We start from the raw sequence: 14,601 nt of genomic DNA, 5'->3' as shown, positions 1-14,601 counted from the left end.
GTTCAGTCCTCCAGTACCGCGATACCGGGCAGTTCCTTGCCCTCGAGGTATTCCAGGGATGCGCCGCCACCGGTGGAGATATGTGAGAAACCATCCTCGGGCAGACCGAGCGCGCGCACGGCAGCGGCCGAATCGCCACCGCCGACCACGGTGAAGGCACCCTTGCCGGTCGCGGTAACGATCGCCTCGGCGACACCCCGGGTACCCGCGGCGAAGTTCTCGAACTCGAATACGCCCATGGGGCCGTTCCAGAACACCGTCTTCGCCTCGGTCAGCAGTGCGGCGAACCGGTCCACCGACTCGGGACCGACATCCAGTCCCAGCCAGCCGTCCGGAATCTGGTTGGCAGGCACCACCTTCGAATCCGCGTCGGCCGCGAACTTATTCGCAACGACGATATCGCGCGGCAGGTGAATGACGTCCGCGTAGCGCTCCAGCAGTCCCTTGCAGGTTTCGATCATCTCCTCCTGCAGCAGCGAGGCGCCCACCGAAAGGCCCTGTGCGGCCAGGAAGGTGAAGCACATGCCGCCACCGATCACCAGGGTGTCGACCTTGGGGGCAAGTGCCTCGATGACGGCCAGCTTGTCGGAGACCTTGGAGCCGCCGAGCACCACCGCGTACGGGCGCTGTGGGCTCTCGGTCAGCTTGGCAAGCACCTCCACCTCGGCGGCGACCAGCGTGCCCGCGTAATGCGGCAGCACCTTGGCCACGTCGTAGACCGAGGCCTGCTTGCGGTGCACCACGCCGAAGCCGTCGGAGACGAACGCACCGTCCTCGCCGACCAACTCGACCAGCGCCGCGGCCAACTTGGCCCGCTCCGCATCGTCCTTGCTGGTCTCACGCGGATCGAAGCGCACATTCTCCAACAGCAGCACGTCGCCGTCGGTCAGGCCCTCCGAGCGCGACAGCGCGTCGTAGCCGACGACGTCGCCGGCCAGCTGGACATTACGATCCAGCAACTCGGCCAACTTCGCCGCGACCGGGGCGAGGGAGAACTTCGGATCCGGCTCCCCCTTCGGGCGGCCCAGATGCGCCGTGACAACCACCTTGGCACCGGCCTCGACCAGCGCCCGCAGCGTGGGTATCGAGGCGATGATGCGGCCGGGATCGGTGATCTCGCCGTTCTCGTCGAGGGGGACATTCAGGTCGGAGCGCACGAGTACGCCCCGACCTTCGACACCCTCGTTCAGCAAATCCTGGAGTGTTTCGACCGCCATGTCAGAGCGACTTGCCGACGAGGCCGATGAGGTCGGCCAGGCGGTTGGAGTAGCCCCACTCGTTGTCGTACCAGGAGTACACCTTCACCTGGTCGTCGATGACCTTGGTCAGCGGCGCGTCGAAGATCGACGAGTGCGGGTCGGTGACGATATCGCTGGACACGATCGGGTCCACGCTGTACTTCAGGATGCCCTTCAGCGGACCCTCGGCGGCCGCCTTGAACGCGGCGTTGATCTCCTCGACCGTGGCCTTCTTGGCCAGATCCGCGGTCAGGTCGGTGATCGAGCCGGTGGGGATCGGGACGCGCAGCGAGTAGCCGTCCAGCTTGCCGTTCAACTCGGGCAGCACCAGGCCGATGGCCTTGGCGGCACCGGTGCTGGTCGGCACGATGTTCAGCGCGGCGGCGCGGGCGCGACGCAGATCCTTGTGCGGGCCGTCCTGCAGATTCTGGTCCTGGGTGTAGGCGTGGATGGTGGTCATCAGACCCTTGACGATGCCGAACTCGTCGTTGAGCACCTTCGCCAGCGGGCCGAGGCAGTTGGTGGTGCAGGACGCGTTGGAGATGATGTTCTGGCTGCCGTCGTACTTGTCGTCGTTGACGCCCATGACGACGGTCAGGTCCTCGCCCTTGGCGGGCGCGGAGATGATGACCTTCTTGGCGCCCGCGGCGATGTGGCCCTTCGCCTTGGTCGCGTCGGTGAAGATACCGGTGGATTCGACGACCACGTCGACGCCGAGGTCACCCCACGGCAGGGCGGACGGACCCTCCTTGATGGCCAGCGCCTTGATCCGCTGGTCGCCGACCACGATGGTGTCGTCGCCGTCCAGCGACACGTCCTGCGGCAAGCGGCCCAGGATCGAGTCGTACTTGAGCAGAGTGGCCAGGGTCGCGTTGTCGGTGAGGTCGTTGACCGCGACGATCTCGATGTCGGTGGTGCCGAGCGCCTTCTGCGCCTCCACCGCCCGGAAGAAGTTACGTCCGATACGGCCGAAGCCGTTGATGCCTACCCGGACAGTCACGTTATCGCTCCTCAGCTTTCAAGCGGATTCATTCCGATGCCATAGACCACAGTAGTGCCCGAGCTGTGTCTGATTTGCAGCGCCTACGGCGCTGCACGTTCGCGGCCCCCGGGTGTCTCGCGGCTGACCCTTTCGAGCGACCTGCAAGCAGTCGCTGGCGGCGCCGTCGAGACTCGCGACTTCGTCGCATGCGCTTCGACGGCTCGGACGCGAGACGGGCCGCGAACGTCGCTCGTAAGACTCGCTCCGTGGTGGTCAATTGGGCCGGAACGGGACATACGTCGATCGAATCGTTGTCTATACGTTGGCGGACGACTCGGCCGTAAACAATCCCCGATTACCGGCTGGCTGCACCGCTGGGTGGACGCCACCGATATTCGACACAAGACGCGTTGACATGCGATGTCCGGTCGAATCGCCGCCCAATCTCGGGCGGCGATTCGACTCACGCTTCGTCGAGCAGTTCGGCGGTCACGGCCGATTCGGTGTCGGGTACCCCCAGCTCCTTGGCCCGGCGGTCCGCCATCGAAAGCAACCGCCGAATCCGCCCTGCCACAGCGTCTTTGGTCATCGGCGGATCGGCGAGCTGGCCGAGTTCCTCCAGGGACGCCTGGCGGTGCTGCACCCGTAGCTTGCCCGCCGCGGCCAAATGGTCGGGCACCTCGTCGCCCAGAATCTCCAATGCGCGCTCGACTCTCGCGGCCGCGGCGACCGCGGCACGGGCCGAGCGCCGCAGATTCGCATCGTCGAAATTGGCCAGGCGATTCGCCGTGGCCCGCACCTCGCGGCGCAGCCTGCGCTCCTCCCAGACGATCCGGGTGTCCTGAGCACCCATGCGGGTCAGCAATGCACCGATGGCCTCGCCGTCGCGCACCACGACCCGATCGGTGCCGCGCACCTCACGCGCCTTGGCGGTGATGCCGAGCCGACGCGCCGCGCCGACGAGTGCCAGCGCGGCCTCCGGACCGGGGCAGCTGACCTCGAGCGCCGAGGAACGACCCGGTTCGGTGAGCGAGCCGTGTGCGAGAAACGCTCCGCGCCAAGCGGCTTCGGCATCACCGATGCTGCCGCCGACCACCTGCGCGGGCAGTCCCCGCACCGGACGGCCGCGCACATCGAGCAGACCGGTCTGCCTGGCCAGCGCCTCGCCCTCCTTGGACACCCGCACCACATAGCGCGAGGTCTTGCGCAGACCGCCCGCGCCGAGCACGTGCACATCGGAGCCGTAGCCGTACAGTTCGAAGATCTCCCGCCGTAGCCGGCGCGCGATGGAACCCATATCCACCTCGGCCTCGACGATCACCCGCCCGCCGACGATGTGCAGACCGCCCGCAAACCGCAGCAGCGCAGACAGTTCCGCCTTGCGGGAACTCACCTGCGAGACCGTGAGCCTGCTCAGCTCGTCCTTCACTTCGGCTGTCATCGCCACGAGACGCGCTCCTTTCCACCCAACCCGGAACGCACATCCTGACCCATGTGCCGTCCCTCGACTCGAAGCCCTGCCATATGTGGCCGAGGTTGCCGGATCAGCTGATCCAGTGCGGCGGCAAGCTTTCCGGGGTGATGCCGGTCGGTGCCCGCTTCGGCGACATCGGAAAAGGTTACTCGTGCCCGCAATTGTTCGGCAGCCCTGGCCACATGTTCTCTTTCGCGACCCTCCGGCACCGACCCGGAATCGACCAAAACCTCGTCGACCACGAATTCCGGTGCGTGCTGGGACAATACATGTAGATGGCGTTCCGCGGAGAAACCCGCCGTTTCTCCCGGCTCCGCAGCCAGATTCAGCACCAGAACCTTGCGCGCTCTGGTATACACCAGCGCGTCACGCAATTCGGGCACGAGGACATGCGGAATCACGCTGGTGAACCAGGAACCCGGGCCCAGCACAACGACATCGGCGTGTTCGATGGCCGAGGTGGCCTCCGGACTGGCAGGCGGATCGGACGGAATCAGCCGCACGCGCCGCACCTTACCCGGTGTCGTCGCGATGGCGACCTGCCCACGAATGCAGCGGCTCACGCGCGGATCCGCTTCCAGCCCGGAAACATCCGCTTCGATATCGAGCGCGATGGGTGACATCGGCAGCACCCGTCCGGTGATACGCAACATCTTGGCGACCTCGTCGAGCGCGGCGACCGGATCGCCGAGCACCTCGGTCAGACCCGCGAGGATCAGATTGCCGACCGAATGGCCGGCCAGCGCGCCGGTGCCGCCGAAGCGATGCTGCACGGTGCGCGTCCACACATCGTCGCCGTCCGCGGCCAGCGCAGCGAGAGCCATCCGCAGATCGCCCGGCGGTGGCACACCGAGTTCGGCGCGCAGCCGGCCCGATGAACCGCCGTCATCGGCGACGGTCACCACCGCGCTGATCTTTCTGGTCAGCCGCCGCACCGCAGTGAGCGTCGCGTACAGCCCGTGCCCGCCACCGAGCGCAACTATGGCGGGATCCGATTCCCACCCCGTCATTCGCGCCCCAGATCCCGATGCACGACCCGCACGACATCGGCCGGACCCGATTCCTCTGCCTGCAGTGAATCGAACACCGCGGAGCCGATCAGTTCGCCGAGCGCCTCGGCTATCGCTACGCTGCGGTGTTTGCCTCCGGTGCAGCCCACTGCCACCGTCATGTATCGCTTCCCCTCTTGGCGGTAACCATTCGTCGTCAGGTCGACCAGGTGGTGGCAGGTGCTCAAGTAATCGGCCGCGCCGGGACGCGACAATACATACTCGCTGACCACGGTCTCCTGTCCCGAATGTTCCCGAAGTTCCGGTATCCAATGCGGATTGGGTAGAAAACGCACATCCAACACCATGTCCGCATCGAGTGGAACCCCATACTTGAATCCGAACGACTGCACCGTCAGCTGCAGTGCGGTGGGCGCGCCGCCGCCGTAGGCCTCCTCCAATTTGCGGTGCAGTTGGTGGATCGAGAGTTCGGTTGTGTCGATCACCAGGTCGGCCGCGGTCTTCACGGCGGACAGGCGTATCCGTTCGGCCGCGATGCCCGCCGAGAGCGTACCGTCGGCGCTTTCGCTCTGCAGCGGGTGGCGCCGGCGCGCGAAGCCGAAGCGCCGGATCAGCACGTCATCGGAGGCTTCCAGGAACAGGATCCTGGTCGGCACGCCCGCGGACCGCAGCTGATCGGTGACCGCCGAGAGGTCGCCGGTGAAAAAGCGGCTGCGCACATCCATGACCAGCGCGAGGCGGCGAATCGGCGGTTCGGCGGAGGCGCCGAGTTCCACCATCCGGCCGATCAGCTCGGGCGGCAGGTTATCGGTGACATACCAGCCGAGATCCTCCAGCACGCGGGCCGCGGTGCCGCGCCCCGCACCGGATAGGCCGGTGACGATGACGACCTCGACCTTCGGCTGCGGTGGGTTGCTGTCGCCGCGTTCGCCGGGTGCGCCGAGGTTGCCCGCGGGGCCGGTCCGCCCAGCGGTCGACCGCGGGCTGCCCGCACTATTGTTCGATTCGACGCGTGTCATGTCCTACCGGATCTGTGTCAGGGTGCCTGTCGATCATCCCGCACCGGTTCCGGTATCGGGCGCAGACACACAACGTAGGTGTCTTATTCCTCCCGCAATGCGGCCAAAACGGCCTTGGCGGTCGCCACTCCGATGCCGGGCACCTCGGTGATCTGCTCGACCGTCGCCTCCTTCAGTTTGGCAACCGACCCGAAATGCGTGACCAGCGCGGTCCGGCGGGACTCGCCGAGGCCGCGTACCGAATCCAGTGCGGATGCGGTCATCCGGCGCGAGCGTTTGCTGCGGTGGAAGGTGATGGCGAAGCGGTGCGCCTCATCGCGCACCCGTTGCAGAAGATACAGCGCCTCGCTGTTGCGCGGCATGATCACCGGATCGCTTTCTCCCGGCACCCACACCTCCTCCAGCCGTTTGGCCAGGCCGATCACCGCGACATCGGTGATGCCGAGTTCGTCGAGTACCTCCGCGGCCGCCGCGACCTGGGGTGCGCCGCCGTCGACCACATAGAGGTTGGGCGGGTAAGCGAATTTCCGCGGGCGGCCGGTGTGTGGGTCGATGCCGGGGCGTGAGGTGAGTTCGAGGTCGTCGGCGGGTTCGTCGGCGTGTCCGTTCTCCTGACCGGTTGTCGGCTCCTGCGCCGCCAGCTCGTCCCGTTCGCGGCGCAGGCGATAGAACCGCCGCCTGGTCACCTCCGCGATGCTGCCGACATCGTCGGAGCGGCCGTCGCCCGCAGCCTCCTTGATCGTGTAGTGCCGATACTCGGACTTGCGCGGCAGACCGTCCTCGAACACCACCAGCGAGGCCACCACATCGGTGCCCTGCACATGGCTGATATCCACACACTCGATTCGTAGCGGCGCACTGTCCAGCTCGAGGGCATCTTGAATGTCTTGCAGCGCAGCGGATCTCGAGGTCAGATCGCCCGCGCGCTTGAGTTTGTGCTGGGCCAGCGCCTCCATCGCATTGCGCTGCACGGTTTCGGCGAGCGCCTTCTTGTCACCGCGCTGCGGCACCCGCAGCCGGACCGCCGAACCGCGCAGTCCGCTCAGCCACTCCTGCACCTGTTCGGCGTCGGCGGGCAGTTCCGGCACCAGCACCTCGCGCGGCACCGCGGTGGCCGGTTGTTCGTCCTCGCCCTGTTCGGCCAGCGCCGCCTGTTCACCATAGAATTGGGTGAGGAACTGCTCGACCAGTGCGGCGACCTCGCCGCCGGCCTCCTGGCCGTCGATGGCGTCACCGGATTTGTCGACCACCCAGCCGCGCTGACCGCGCACCCGCCCGTCACGGACGTGGAAGATCTGGACCGCCACCTCCAACTCATCGATGGCGAAGGCGACCACATCGGCGTCGGTGCCGGTACCGAGGACAACAGCCTGCTTCTCCAGCGCCCGCCGCAGCGCCTGGACATCGTCGCGCAGCCGGGCGGCGGTTTCGAAGTCCAACTCCTCGGCGGCGTCGTGCATCCGGCGCTCCAAGTCACGCACCATGCGATCGGTGCGCCCGGCCAGGAAGTCGCAGAAGTCCTCGACGATCCGACGGTGCTCGTCGGCATCGACCCGGCCGATACACGGCGCCGAGCATTTGTCGATATAGCCGAGCAGACACGGCCGCCCGATCTGATTGTGCCGCTTGAAGACTCCGTTCGAGCAGGTGCGCGCGGGAAATACCCGCAGCAGCAGATCGAGGGTCTCCCGAATGGCCCAGGCGTGTGCGTACGGCCCGAAGTAGCGCACGCCCTTCTTGCGCGCGCCACGGTAGACGAACAGCCGCGGGTACTCCTCGTTCAAGGTGACCGCCAGCACCGGATACGACTTGTCGTCCCGATACCGCACGTTGAATCGCGGGTCGAATTCCTTGATCCAGTTGTATTCCAGCTGAAGGGCTTCCACCTCGGTGGTGACCACGGTCCATTCGACACTGGCCGCCGTCGTGACCATCTGCTTGGTCCGCGGATGCAGCGAGGCCACATCGGCGAAGTACGAATTCAACCTGCTGCGCAGGCTCTTCGCCTTGCCGACATAGATCACACGCCCGTGCGCGTCCCGGAATTTGTAGACACCGGGTTCAACGGGAATCGTGCCCGGCTTCGGCCGGTAGGTCGCGGGATCTGCCACGAATCCCAGCCTATCGACCGGCTCCGACAGCGCCGCACGGGCGCGGCTCAGCCGAAGCGGCGGGCGCTCGCGACGATCGCGTCGCACAGCGCCTGCTCCGGCGCGGACAGGGTCGTGCGCCGCCGCATCAGGACGAATTCGAGGTCGCCGAGCGCCGGGAGCCGCGGGTCGGCGAGGACGCGCAGGCCGTCCGGGATGAGGGTTTCGGCATGCACGATGACACCGAGACCGGCGAGGACGGCGGCACGCAGACCGAGCTGGCTGTCGCTGGTGCAGGTGATACGCCAGGTTCGGGCGTCGCGTTCGAGGGCTTGCAGCGCGATGCGGCGGGTGAGACTGGGGGGCGGATAGGTGACCAGCGGGACCGGATCGTCGAATTCCGTTGTGGCCGACCGGCCCGCCCACACCAGCCGGTCGCGCCAGAGCAGTTCACCGTGCCGCTCACCGGGCAGGCGTTTGCCGACGACCAGGTCGAGTTCGCCGGTGGCCATGCGGGTCTTGAGGTTTTCGCTCAGGCCGACGGTGAGTTCCAGATCGACGCCCGGATGGGTGCGCTGGAATTCCAAGAGCACGTCAGGGAGTTCACGAGCCATCACATCATCGGCGGCGCCGAGGCGAATCAAGCCGGTGAGGGTGGAGTCGGAGAAGTAGCGCTCGGCCTGCCCCTGCGCGTCGAGGATGGTGCGGGCGAAACCAACCATGGCCGCGCCGTCGGCGGTCAGCGCGAGATTGCGGGTATCGCGGCGGAACAGTTCACGTCCAGCGGCCTTCTCCAAGCGGGCGATGTGGCCGCTGATGGTGGACTGACGCAGGCCGAGAATGCGACCCGCGGCCGTGAAGCCGCCCGCGCGTTCGACGGCGAGGAAGGTGCGCAGCAGTTCGGGTTCGAACACGCTCCAATTATCACAGTTCGCGTTTACAGATATCGTTCTGAACGCCTTTTACGTTGAATGGGGCGAGTCGTACCGTCGACGGGTGAAGTTGTTCGCCAAACTCCGGATCGATGCGTTCATGCTCGGCATCCTGGCCAGCGTCGCGGTGGCCGCGGTGCTGCCCGCCAGGGGTATGGCGGCCGATACGCTCGACTGGGTCACCAAGATCGCGATCGGTGCGCTTTTCCTGCTCTACGGCGCTCGGCTCGAGCCTCGGGAGGTACTGGCCGGGTTGCGGCATTGGCGGTTGCATTCGTCGGTGCTCGCCGTGACCTATCTGGTCTTCCCGCTGATCGGACTTGCCTTGCATGTGCTGGTGCCATCGGTGCTGACCGACGATCTCTACACCGGCGTGCTGTTCCTGTGTCTGGTGCCGTCCACCGTCCAGTCATCGATCGCCTTTACCGCGATAGCTCGCGGGAATGTGGCGGGCGCGGTGGTCAGTGCGTCGCTGTCGAATCTGATCGGCGTCTTCGCGACCCCGCTGCTGGTCATGCTGCTGATGGACACTACCGGCAATGCGACCGTCGCCCCCACGGCGATCCTGGCGATCGTGGTCCAGTTGCTCCTGCCGTTCCTGGCGGGCCAGCTCTTGCGCCCCCGGATGATCTGGCTGCTTCGACACGTCACGGTGACCAGGGCCGTCGATCGCGGTTCGGTCTATCTCGTCGTCTATGCCGCCTTCAGCGCAGGCATGGTGGAACACATCTGGAGTGGCATATCGCCGCGGGCGCTACTCGCGACGGTCGCGGTGTGCGCGGGCCTTCTCGCCGTAGTCCTGACGATCACCACCTTCTGTAGCCGCCTGCTGGGCTTCTCGCGCCTCGATCAGATCGTCGTCGTGTTCTGCGGCTCGAAGAAGAGCTTGGCCACCGGACTCCCCATGGCATCGGTCCTGTTCACCGGACATCCGGTCGGCCTGATCGTTTTGCCGTTGATGGTCTTCCACCAGATACAGCTACTGACCTGCACGGTCCTGGCACAGCGCTACGCGCGATCGGCGGAGCCCGATCTCGTGACAACCGAACCGTCCGCACAACCCGCCTGATCCGAGCCGTTCACCATTCGGCGTCGACGATCCGAGTATCGAACCAGGCCTTGGCTTCCGGTCGCCACAGCTGGTAGACCATCGTGGCCGACGCGCCCAGCGTGAAGAGGACGACGACCAGCCGGGCCAGGTCCGGGACGGCCTCGACGTGAATTCGCAGGACCGCGACGAACTGCAGCAGAACCGAAACCATCGCGACCCGCCGCACCAGCGGCCCACGGCCGAGGACCAGCAGGAGGCCGAGCAACCAACTGCAGCCGAATTGCACGGCCACGGATCCGGCCGCGTGATCTCCGGCAAGCAATCCCATGACGACCGAGTACGCCAGACCGAAGCCCGCGAGTCCCAATGCGGCCTCTCTGGCCTCGCGGACCGATTCCGGCAGGCCGACGGGCCGCGCCGCCCGCACGACCGACGATTCGAAATATGCCTCGGCATCATTCATGGCCACTCCCCGTCGAGCTTGCGCACCGCGATGTGGTGGGCGTCACAGCAAGCTAATTCAGTTCGCGGACATCGGTATTCAGGAATCGAAGAGTGTGTCGCAGGTCACATACTGGACACTAGGCCAGTTCGTGCCGCCGCAATACCTCGAGCAGCCCTTCGGGACGCGCCACCGTCGGCAACGGATCGACCAGCGCGAAACCGCAGCCGACGCCGACCGCACCGCCATCGGCCACGGCACTGTCGCCGACCATGAGCGCCGATTCGGGACGCACGCCGAGTTGCGCCACCGCGGTCCGGAAGATCCGCGAATCCGGTTTCACCGCACCTATTTCGAACGACAGCGTGTACGCGGCGACGAGCCGATCCCAACCGTTTGCGGCAAATGCCGGTCGGATATCGAAGGCGATATTGCTCACCACGGCAACCGGGATTCCCTGTGCCGCCAAGGTTTTCAGCACGGCACCGGTGTCCGGATACGGCGTCCACGCCAGCGCGTCGAGCATCCAGTCGTAGAGCCGCTCGACCAGCGCGGGTGTCGGCACTCCGGCTTGTCGCAGCACCTCGTGGTAGGCCGCGCGGTGCAGCGCCGGATCCAGATCCCGCCGCTCCCAGGCGAGCCGACCCGCGGCATCGAAGTCCGCACCGTGACCGACCGGCGTCGTCATCCGATCCAGGATCGCGGCCTGCCGCGATCGATCCAGGGACTTGCCATCGACCCCGACCATATCGGCCCAGGTTTCATCGGGTTCCAGCCGAAACAGCGTGCCGGAGAAGTCGAACAGAACTGCCTCGATCGCCACTGCGCCAGCCTACCCATGGCGAAAACGAGCGGTTCGGCCTCAGCATCCACTCCCGCGCGGATTCCGCAGCAGTCGCATCCGAAAGGGCGCTCAATGCGGTTGCCCGCTAACCGTTTTCGCTGACCTCACCAGCGCTGGGAGCCCACAGCGCCGGATTTCCCGCAACGGTCCGCAATCGGCGATACAGTGCCGTCCATGAGTCGCACGCGAAGAACCTGGGTCAGCGCCGCGGCGGCGCTCACGCTCATCGTCGGCGTTGCCAGCGGATGTTCGTCCGACGACACTCCGGCGAACGCGGCGTGTACCGCGACACCGAACGGGACCCCGGTGGTCGCCACCTCGGCGGTCGCGGCACCCGGCACGACCAAGGATCTGAGCACGAATCCGGAGATCGCGACCGGCTACCGGTCCGACATGACGGCGGTGCACACAAAGACCTACGCGGTGTCGACGGCCAACCCGGTCTCCACGAAGGCCGCCTGCGAGGTGCTGAGCAATGGTGGCACGGCCGCGGACGCGCTCATCGCGGCACAGATGGTGCTCGGGCTGGTGGAACCGCAGGCCTCCGGCATCGGCGGTGGCTCGTTCATGCTCTATTACGATGCGGGCAGCAAGAGCGTGGAGGCATACGACGGTCGGGAGATCGCCCCCGCAGCGGCAACCGAGAACTATCTGCGCTGGGTCAGCGACACCGATCGGACCGAGCCGAAACCGAGTGCCCGTGCGAGCGGACGCTCGATCGGCGTGCCCGGCGTCTTGCGCATGCTGGAACTGGCGCATCGCGACCACGGCAAGACCGCTTGGCGGGATCTGTTCGACCCGGCCATCGGACTCGCCGATCGCGGCTTCCCGATCAGTCCGCGCCTGGCGAGCCAGATCGCCGAATCCGCCAAGGATCTCGCCCTCGACGAGTCCGCGAAGGCCTACTTCCTCAATCCGGACGGCAGTCCGAAACGGGCCGATACCGTGCTGACCAACCCGGCAATGTCCAAGACCTTGAACACCATTGCCACCGACGGCGCGAATGCCTTCTACACCGGCGCGATCGCCCAAGACATCGTTGCCGAGGCCGCGTCCACCGCGGGCGGCCGCACTCCGAGCCTGATCACCACCGGCGACCTCGCCGGATATCAGGCCAAGAAGCGCACCGCACTCTGCACGACCTACCGCACGCACGAGATCTGCGGTATGCCGAGCCCGTCCTCGGGCGGCATCACCGTCGCGGCCACCCTCGGCATCCTGGAGAACTTCGACCTGTCCGCGCTGAAGCCGGACACTATCGACCGCAACGGTGGCAAGCCGAAGGCCGAAGCGGTGCACCTGATCGCGGAGGCCGAGCGGCTCGCCTACGCCGACCGGAACAAGTACGTAGCCGATACGGATTTCATTCCGCTGCCGGGCAATTCACCACAGACTCTGCTGAACAAGGACTATCTGAAAAAGCGCGCCGGTCTCATCGATCCCGGCCACAGCATGGGCACCGCGCAGCCCGGCGATTTCGGCCCGGTGCCGCTCGGTGTCGGCCCGCAGCCGCCCGAGCACGGCACCAGCCATATCTCGGTGGTCGACAAATACGGCAATGCCGCCTCGATGACCACCACGGTCGAATCCGCCTTCGGATCGTTCCACCTCGTCGACGGATTCGTGCTGAACAACCAGCTCACCGACTTCTCCGCCGATCCACTCGGCACCGATGGCGCCCCCGTGGCCAATCGCGTGCAGCCAGGTAAGCGCCCGCGCAGCTCGATGAGTCCGACCCTGGTCTTCGACCACAATGCCGACGGCTCCCGCGGCGATCTGACCCAGGTCGCCGGCTCCCCCGGCGGTTCGGTGATCATCCAGTTCGTCGTGAAAGCATTGATCGGCGTGCTGGATTGGGGCCTGGACCCACAGCAGGCGGTCTCCGCGGTCGCCTTCGGCGCCGGAAACAGTCCGGCGACCGGTGTGGGCGGCGAACACCCTGCCATCAATGCCACCGACAACGGCGATCACGATCCACTGGTCCTGCGCCTACGCGAACTCGGCCATCAGGTCTCGGTCGCGGCGCAATCCAGCGGCCTCAGCGCATTGCAACGTGATGGCACCGACGGCTGGATCGGCGGTGCGGATCCCCGACGCGAAGGCGCCGTCCTCGGCGACACCCGCTGACCCGCCGGTGCTCTATCCGGTCCGCACCATCGGATAGAGCACCGGGCCGTCGTCGAACGCCGACTCGCTGTGCCGTTCGAACCCGAGACACTCATAGAACGGCACATTCGACAGTCTGGCCGCCACCCGGAAACACGCATCTGGGGTGTCCGATAAGGCGCTTCTCGATCACCGCGACGTGAAAACCGCGGCGCGCACGCCAGATCGGGTTCCGATGGCCGCAAGATACAGACGCGGAAATTCCGGCTTGTCATGAGTGGACCGTCGGCGAACACAGGCTCCGTCCGGACGTCGGGCAATCCGCAGGCAGTAGCCCGACTACTCCTGTGCGGCAGTGTATTTCGCGCCCAGCGCGCGCAGTTCATCCAGAGCCTCGACGGCGCGCTGCTTGTCGTTGGAGCGTATCGCCATGAGCGGGACATAGTCGTCGTCGACCAGTTCGAGGCGGGCCCAGGACTTTCGGTCCGGGAACGAGACGCCGCGGATGTACTCCCACGGGTATTCGGTATCACCCAGGATGTTCCGCACCGAAATTCCGCGCTTGCCGACCCGGACCCGCGGCCGAGTCAGCAACAGCACGGCCGCCGCACCGAGTACACCGATACCGATCATCGCGAACTGATCTGCGAGCCGGAAGTTCACGCCCGTCGAACCATGACGCAATAAGATGCCACCTGCCGTAAAACCGGCGACCAGCAGCACCGCGACGGTCCACGCGGTCCGCACCGCACGATGCGGCCGCACCTCGAGTTCCCACTCACCGGACGCCGATCCGGTGGCCGGAGCGGCGCCCCTGCGCCAGATGCGGACGACCGGCATGATTACGCGGACTGCCGCAGAGCGCGCAGTGTGAGCGCCGCGTCGAGCGCCGCGGCGGCAGCCTGTTCGCCCTTGTTCTCCGCGGAACCGGGCAGTCCGGCCCGATCCAGCGCCTGTTCCTCATTATTGGTGGTCAACACACCGTTCGCGACGGGCGTGCCGGCATCGAGCGACACCCGGGTGAGACCGGCGGTCACCGCATCACAGACGTATTCGAAATGCGGTGTGCCACCGCGGATCACTACACCGAGTGCGACTACCGCGTCATGCGAGCGGGCCAATTCCTGAGCGACCACCGGAAGTTCCATCGCACCCGCGCACCGCACCACGGTGACATGCTCGACGCCCGCGTCTTTCGCCACCTGCTCGGCATTCGCGACCAGGGTGTCGCAGATCTGGGTGTGCCAGCGCGAGGCGACGATACCGAGCTTCAGATCCTTGGCATCCGACAACTCGAAGCTGGGTACGCCGGTACCACTCATGCCTGCGCCTCGCTGGCGCTCGGCTCCGGCATGCGCGATGCACGCTGTGACATGGTTCGCTCGCTGCGCTCGCTCACTGAATTCCTTTCCA

General features: G+C 66.3%; 13 protein-coding genes. 2 read left to right on the top strand and 11 right to left on the bottom strand.

The genetic code is table 11. The annotated features are described in order from the left end of the window. Positions 1 to 2: 2 nt before the first annotated feature. From AB0L58_RS02195 to AB0L58_RS02165, 7 genes are all read right to left on the bottom strand, one after another. A complete protein-coding gene (locus AB0L58_RS02195) occupies positions 3 to 1,217 on the bottom strand; it encodes a phosphoglycerate kinase (RefSeq protein WP_364379522.1) in 1,215 nt (404 codons plus the stop codon). A gap of 1 nt (position 1,218) precedes the next feature. Beyond that, entirely contained in the window at positions 1,219 to 2,238 is a 1,020-nt protein-coding gene (gene gap / locus AB0L58_RS02190) for a type I glyceraldehyde-3-phosphate dehydrogenase (protein WP_364379519.1), read from the bottom strand. 445 nt (positions 2,239 to 2,683) lie between these two features. Continuing rightward, positions 2,684 to 3,667: a DNA-binding protein WhiA gene (gene whiA, locus AB0L58_RS02185; RefSeq protein WP_040692075.1), complete on the bottom strand. Its 984-nt coding sequence runs from the start codon at positions 3,665 to 3,667 to the stop codon at positions 2,684 to 2,686. Beyond that, positions 3,658 to 4,704: a uridine diphosphate-N-acetylglucosamine-binding protein YvcK gene (gene yvcK, locus AB0L58_RS02180; RefSeq protein WP_063043214.1), complete on the bottom strand. Its 1,047-nt coding sequence runs from the start codon at positions 4,702 to 4,704 to the stop codon at positions 3,658 to 3,660. Before yvcK ends, whiA begins: the two co-directional genes overlap by 10 nt. Further along, positions 4,701 to 5,723: an RNase adapter RapZ gene (gene rapZ / locus AB0L58_RS02175; RefSeq protein WP_364379514.1), complete on the bottom strand. Its 1,023-nt coding sequence runs from the start codon at positions 5,721 to 5,723 to the stop codon at positions 4,701 to 4,703. Before rapZ ends, yvcK begins: the two co-directional genes overlap by 4 nt. 83 nt (positions 5,724 to 5,806) lie before the next feature. Further along, positions 5,807 to 7,834 carry an excinuclease ABC subunit UvrC gene (gene uvrC, locus AB0L58_RS02170; RefSeq protein WP_364379511.1) on the bottom strand — a complete coding sequence of 676 codons (2,028 nt, stop codon included), beginning with the start codon at positions 7,832 to 7,834 and terminating at the stop codon, positions 5,807 to 5,809. A gap of 47 nt (positions 7,835 to 7,881) precedes the next feature. Beyond that, a complete protein-coding gene (locus AB0L58_RS02165) occupies positions 7,882 to 8,727 on the bottom strand; it encodes a LysR substrate-binding domain-containing protein (RefSeq protein WP_364379508.1) in 846 nt (281 codons plus the stop codon). Positions 8,728 to 8,809: 82 nt separating this feature from the next. Here AB0L58_RS02165 and AB0L58_RS02160 point away from each other — a divergent pair, with 82 nt between their 5' ends. After that, on the top strand, positions 8,810 to 9,814 hold the full coding sequence (locus AB0L58_RS02160) for a bile acid:sodium symporter family protein (RefSeq protein WP_364379505.1): 1,005 nt from the start codon (positions 8,810 to 8,812) through the stop codon (positions 9,812 to 9,814). A 10-nt stretch (positions 9,815 to 9,824) separates the two neighbouring features. Here AB0L58_RS02160 and AB0L58_RS02155 read toward each other — a convergent pair whose 3' ends face one another. Both AB0L58_RS02155 and AB0L58_RS02150 read right to left on the bottom strand, forming a co-directional pair. Further along, positions 9,825 to 10,259 carry a hypothetical protein gene (locus AB0L58_RS02155; protein WP_364379502.1) on the bottom strand — a complete coding sequence of 145 codons (435 nt, stop codon included), beginning with the start codon at positions 10,257 to 10,259 and terminating at the stop codon, positions 9,825 to 9,827. Between the two features lie 118 nt (positions 10,260 to 10,377). Then, complete coding sequence (locus AB0L58_RS02150; RefSeq protein WP_364379499.1) at positions 10,378 to 11,061, bottom strand: HAD family hydrolase; 684 nt, start codon at positions 11,059 to 11,061, stop codon at positions 10,378 to 10,380. 195 nt (positions 11,062 to 11,256) lie between these two features. Here AB0L58_RS02150 and AB0L58_RS02145 point away from each other — a divergent pair, with 195 nt between their 5' ends. After that, positions 11,257 to 13,209 (top strand): gamma-glutamyltransferase family protein, encoded by a 1,953-nt coding sequence (locus AB0L58_RS02145; RefSeq protein WP_364379496.1) that lies wholly within the window; start codon positions 11,257 to 11,259, stop codon positions 13,207 to 13,209. A 318-nt stretch (positions 13,210 to 13,527) separates the two neighbouring features. Here the strand turns inward: AB0L58_RS02145 and AB0L58_RS02140 are convergent, their stop codons facing one another. Beyond that, the gene (locus AB0L58_RS02140; RefSeq protein WP_364379493.1) at positions 13,528 to 14,028 is read right to left on the bottom strand and encodes a PH domain-containing protein; all 501 of its coding nucleotides are present in this window, start codon (positions 14,026 to 14,028) and stop codon (positions 13,528 to 13,530) included. A 2-nt stretch (positions 14,029 to 14,030) separates the two neighbouring features. Then, the gene (ribH, locus tag AB0L58_RS02135) at positions 14,031 to 14,510 is read right to left on the bottom strand and encodes a 6,7-dimethyl-8-ribityllumazine synthase (RefSeq protein ID WP_364379490.1); all 480 of its coding nucleotides are present in this window, start codon (positions 14,508 to 14,510) and stop codon (positions 14,031 to 14,033) included. Positions 14,511 to 14,601: the final 91 nt, after the last annotated feature.

The organism is Nocardia sp. NPDC052112 (genome assembly GCF_040680135.1).
GTDB lineage: Bacteria > Actinomycetota > Actinomycetes > Mycobacteriales > Mycobacteriaceae > Nocardia.
The sequence above is the reverse complement of the archived record's forward strand: the minus strand, read 5'-3'. Positions and strand labels throughout refer to the sequence as shown.

What these genes read in the sequence shown, in the direction of transcription:
- yvcK (WP_063043214.1), bottom strand. Translation starts at nt 4,704, where the DNA reads ATGACGGGGTGGGAATCGGATCCCGCCATAGTTGCGCTCGGTGGCGGG.
- AB0L58_RS02145 (WP_364379496.1), top strand. Translation starts at nt 11,257, where the DNA reads ATGAGTCGCACGCGAAGAACCTGGGTCAGCGCCGCGGCGGCGCTCACG.
- ribH (WP_364379490.1), bottom strand. Translation starts at nt 14,510, where the DNA reads ATGAGTGGTACCGGCGTACCCAGCTTCGAGTTGTCGGATGCCAAGGAT.
- AB0L58_RS02140 (WP_364379493.1), bottom strand. Translation starts at nt 14,028, where the DNA reads ATGCCGGTCGTCCGCATCTGGCGCAGGGGCGCCGCTCCGGCCACCGGA.
- AB0L58_RS02155 (WP_364379502.1), bottom strand. Translation starts at nt 10,259, where the DNA reads ATGAATGATGCCGAGGCATATTTCGAATCGTCGGTCGTGCGGGCGGCG.
- AB0L58_RS02195 (WP_364379522.1), bottom strand. Translation starts at nt 1,217, where the DNA reads ATGGCGGTCGAAACACTCCAGGATTTGCTGAACGAGGGTGTCGAAGGT.
- rapZ (WP_364379514.1), bottom strand. Translation starts at nt 5,723, where the DNA reads ATGACACGCGTCGAATCGAACAATAGTGCGGGCAGCCCGCGGTCGACC.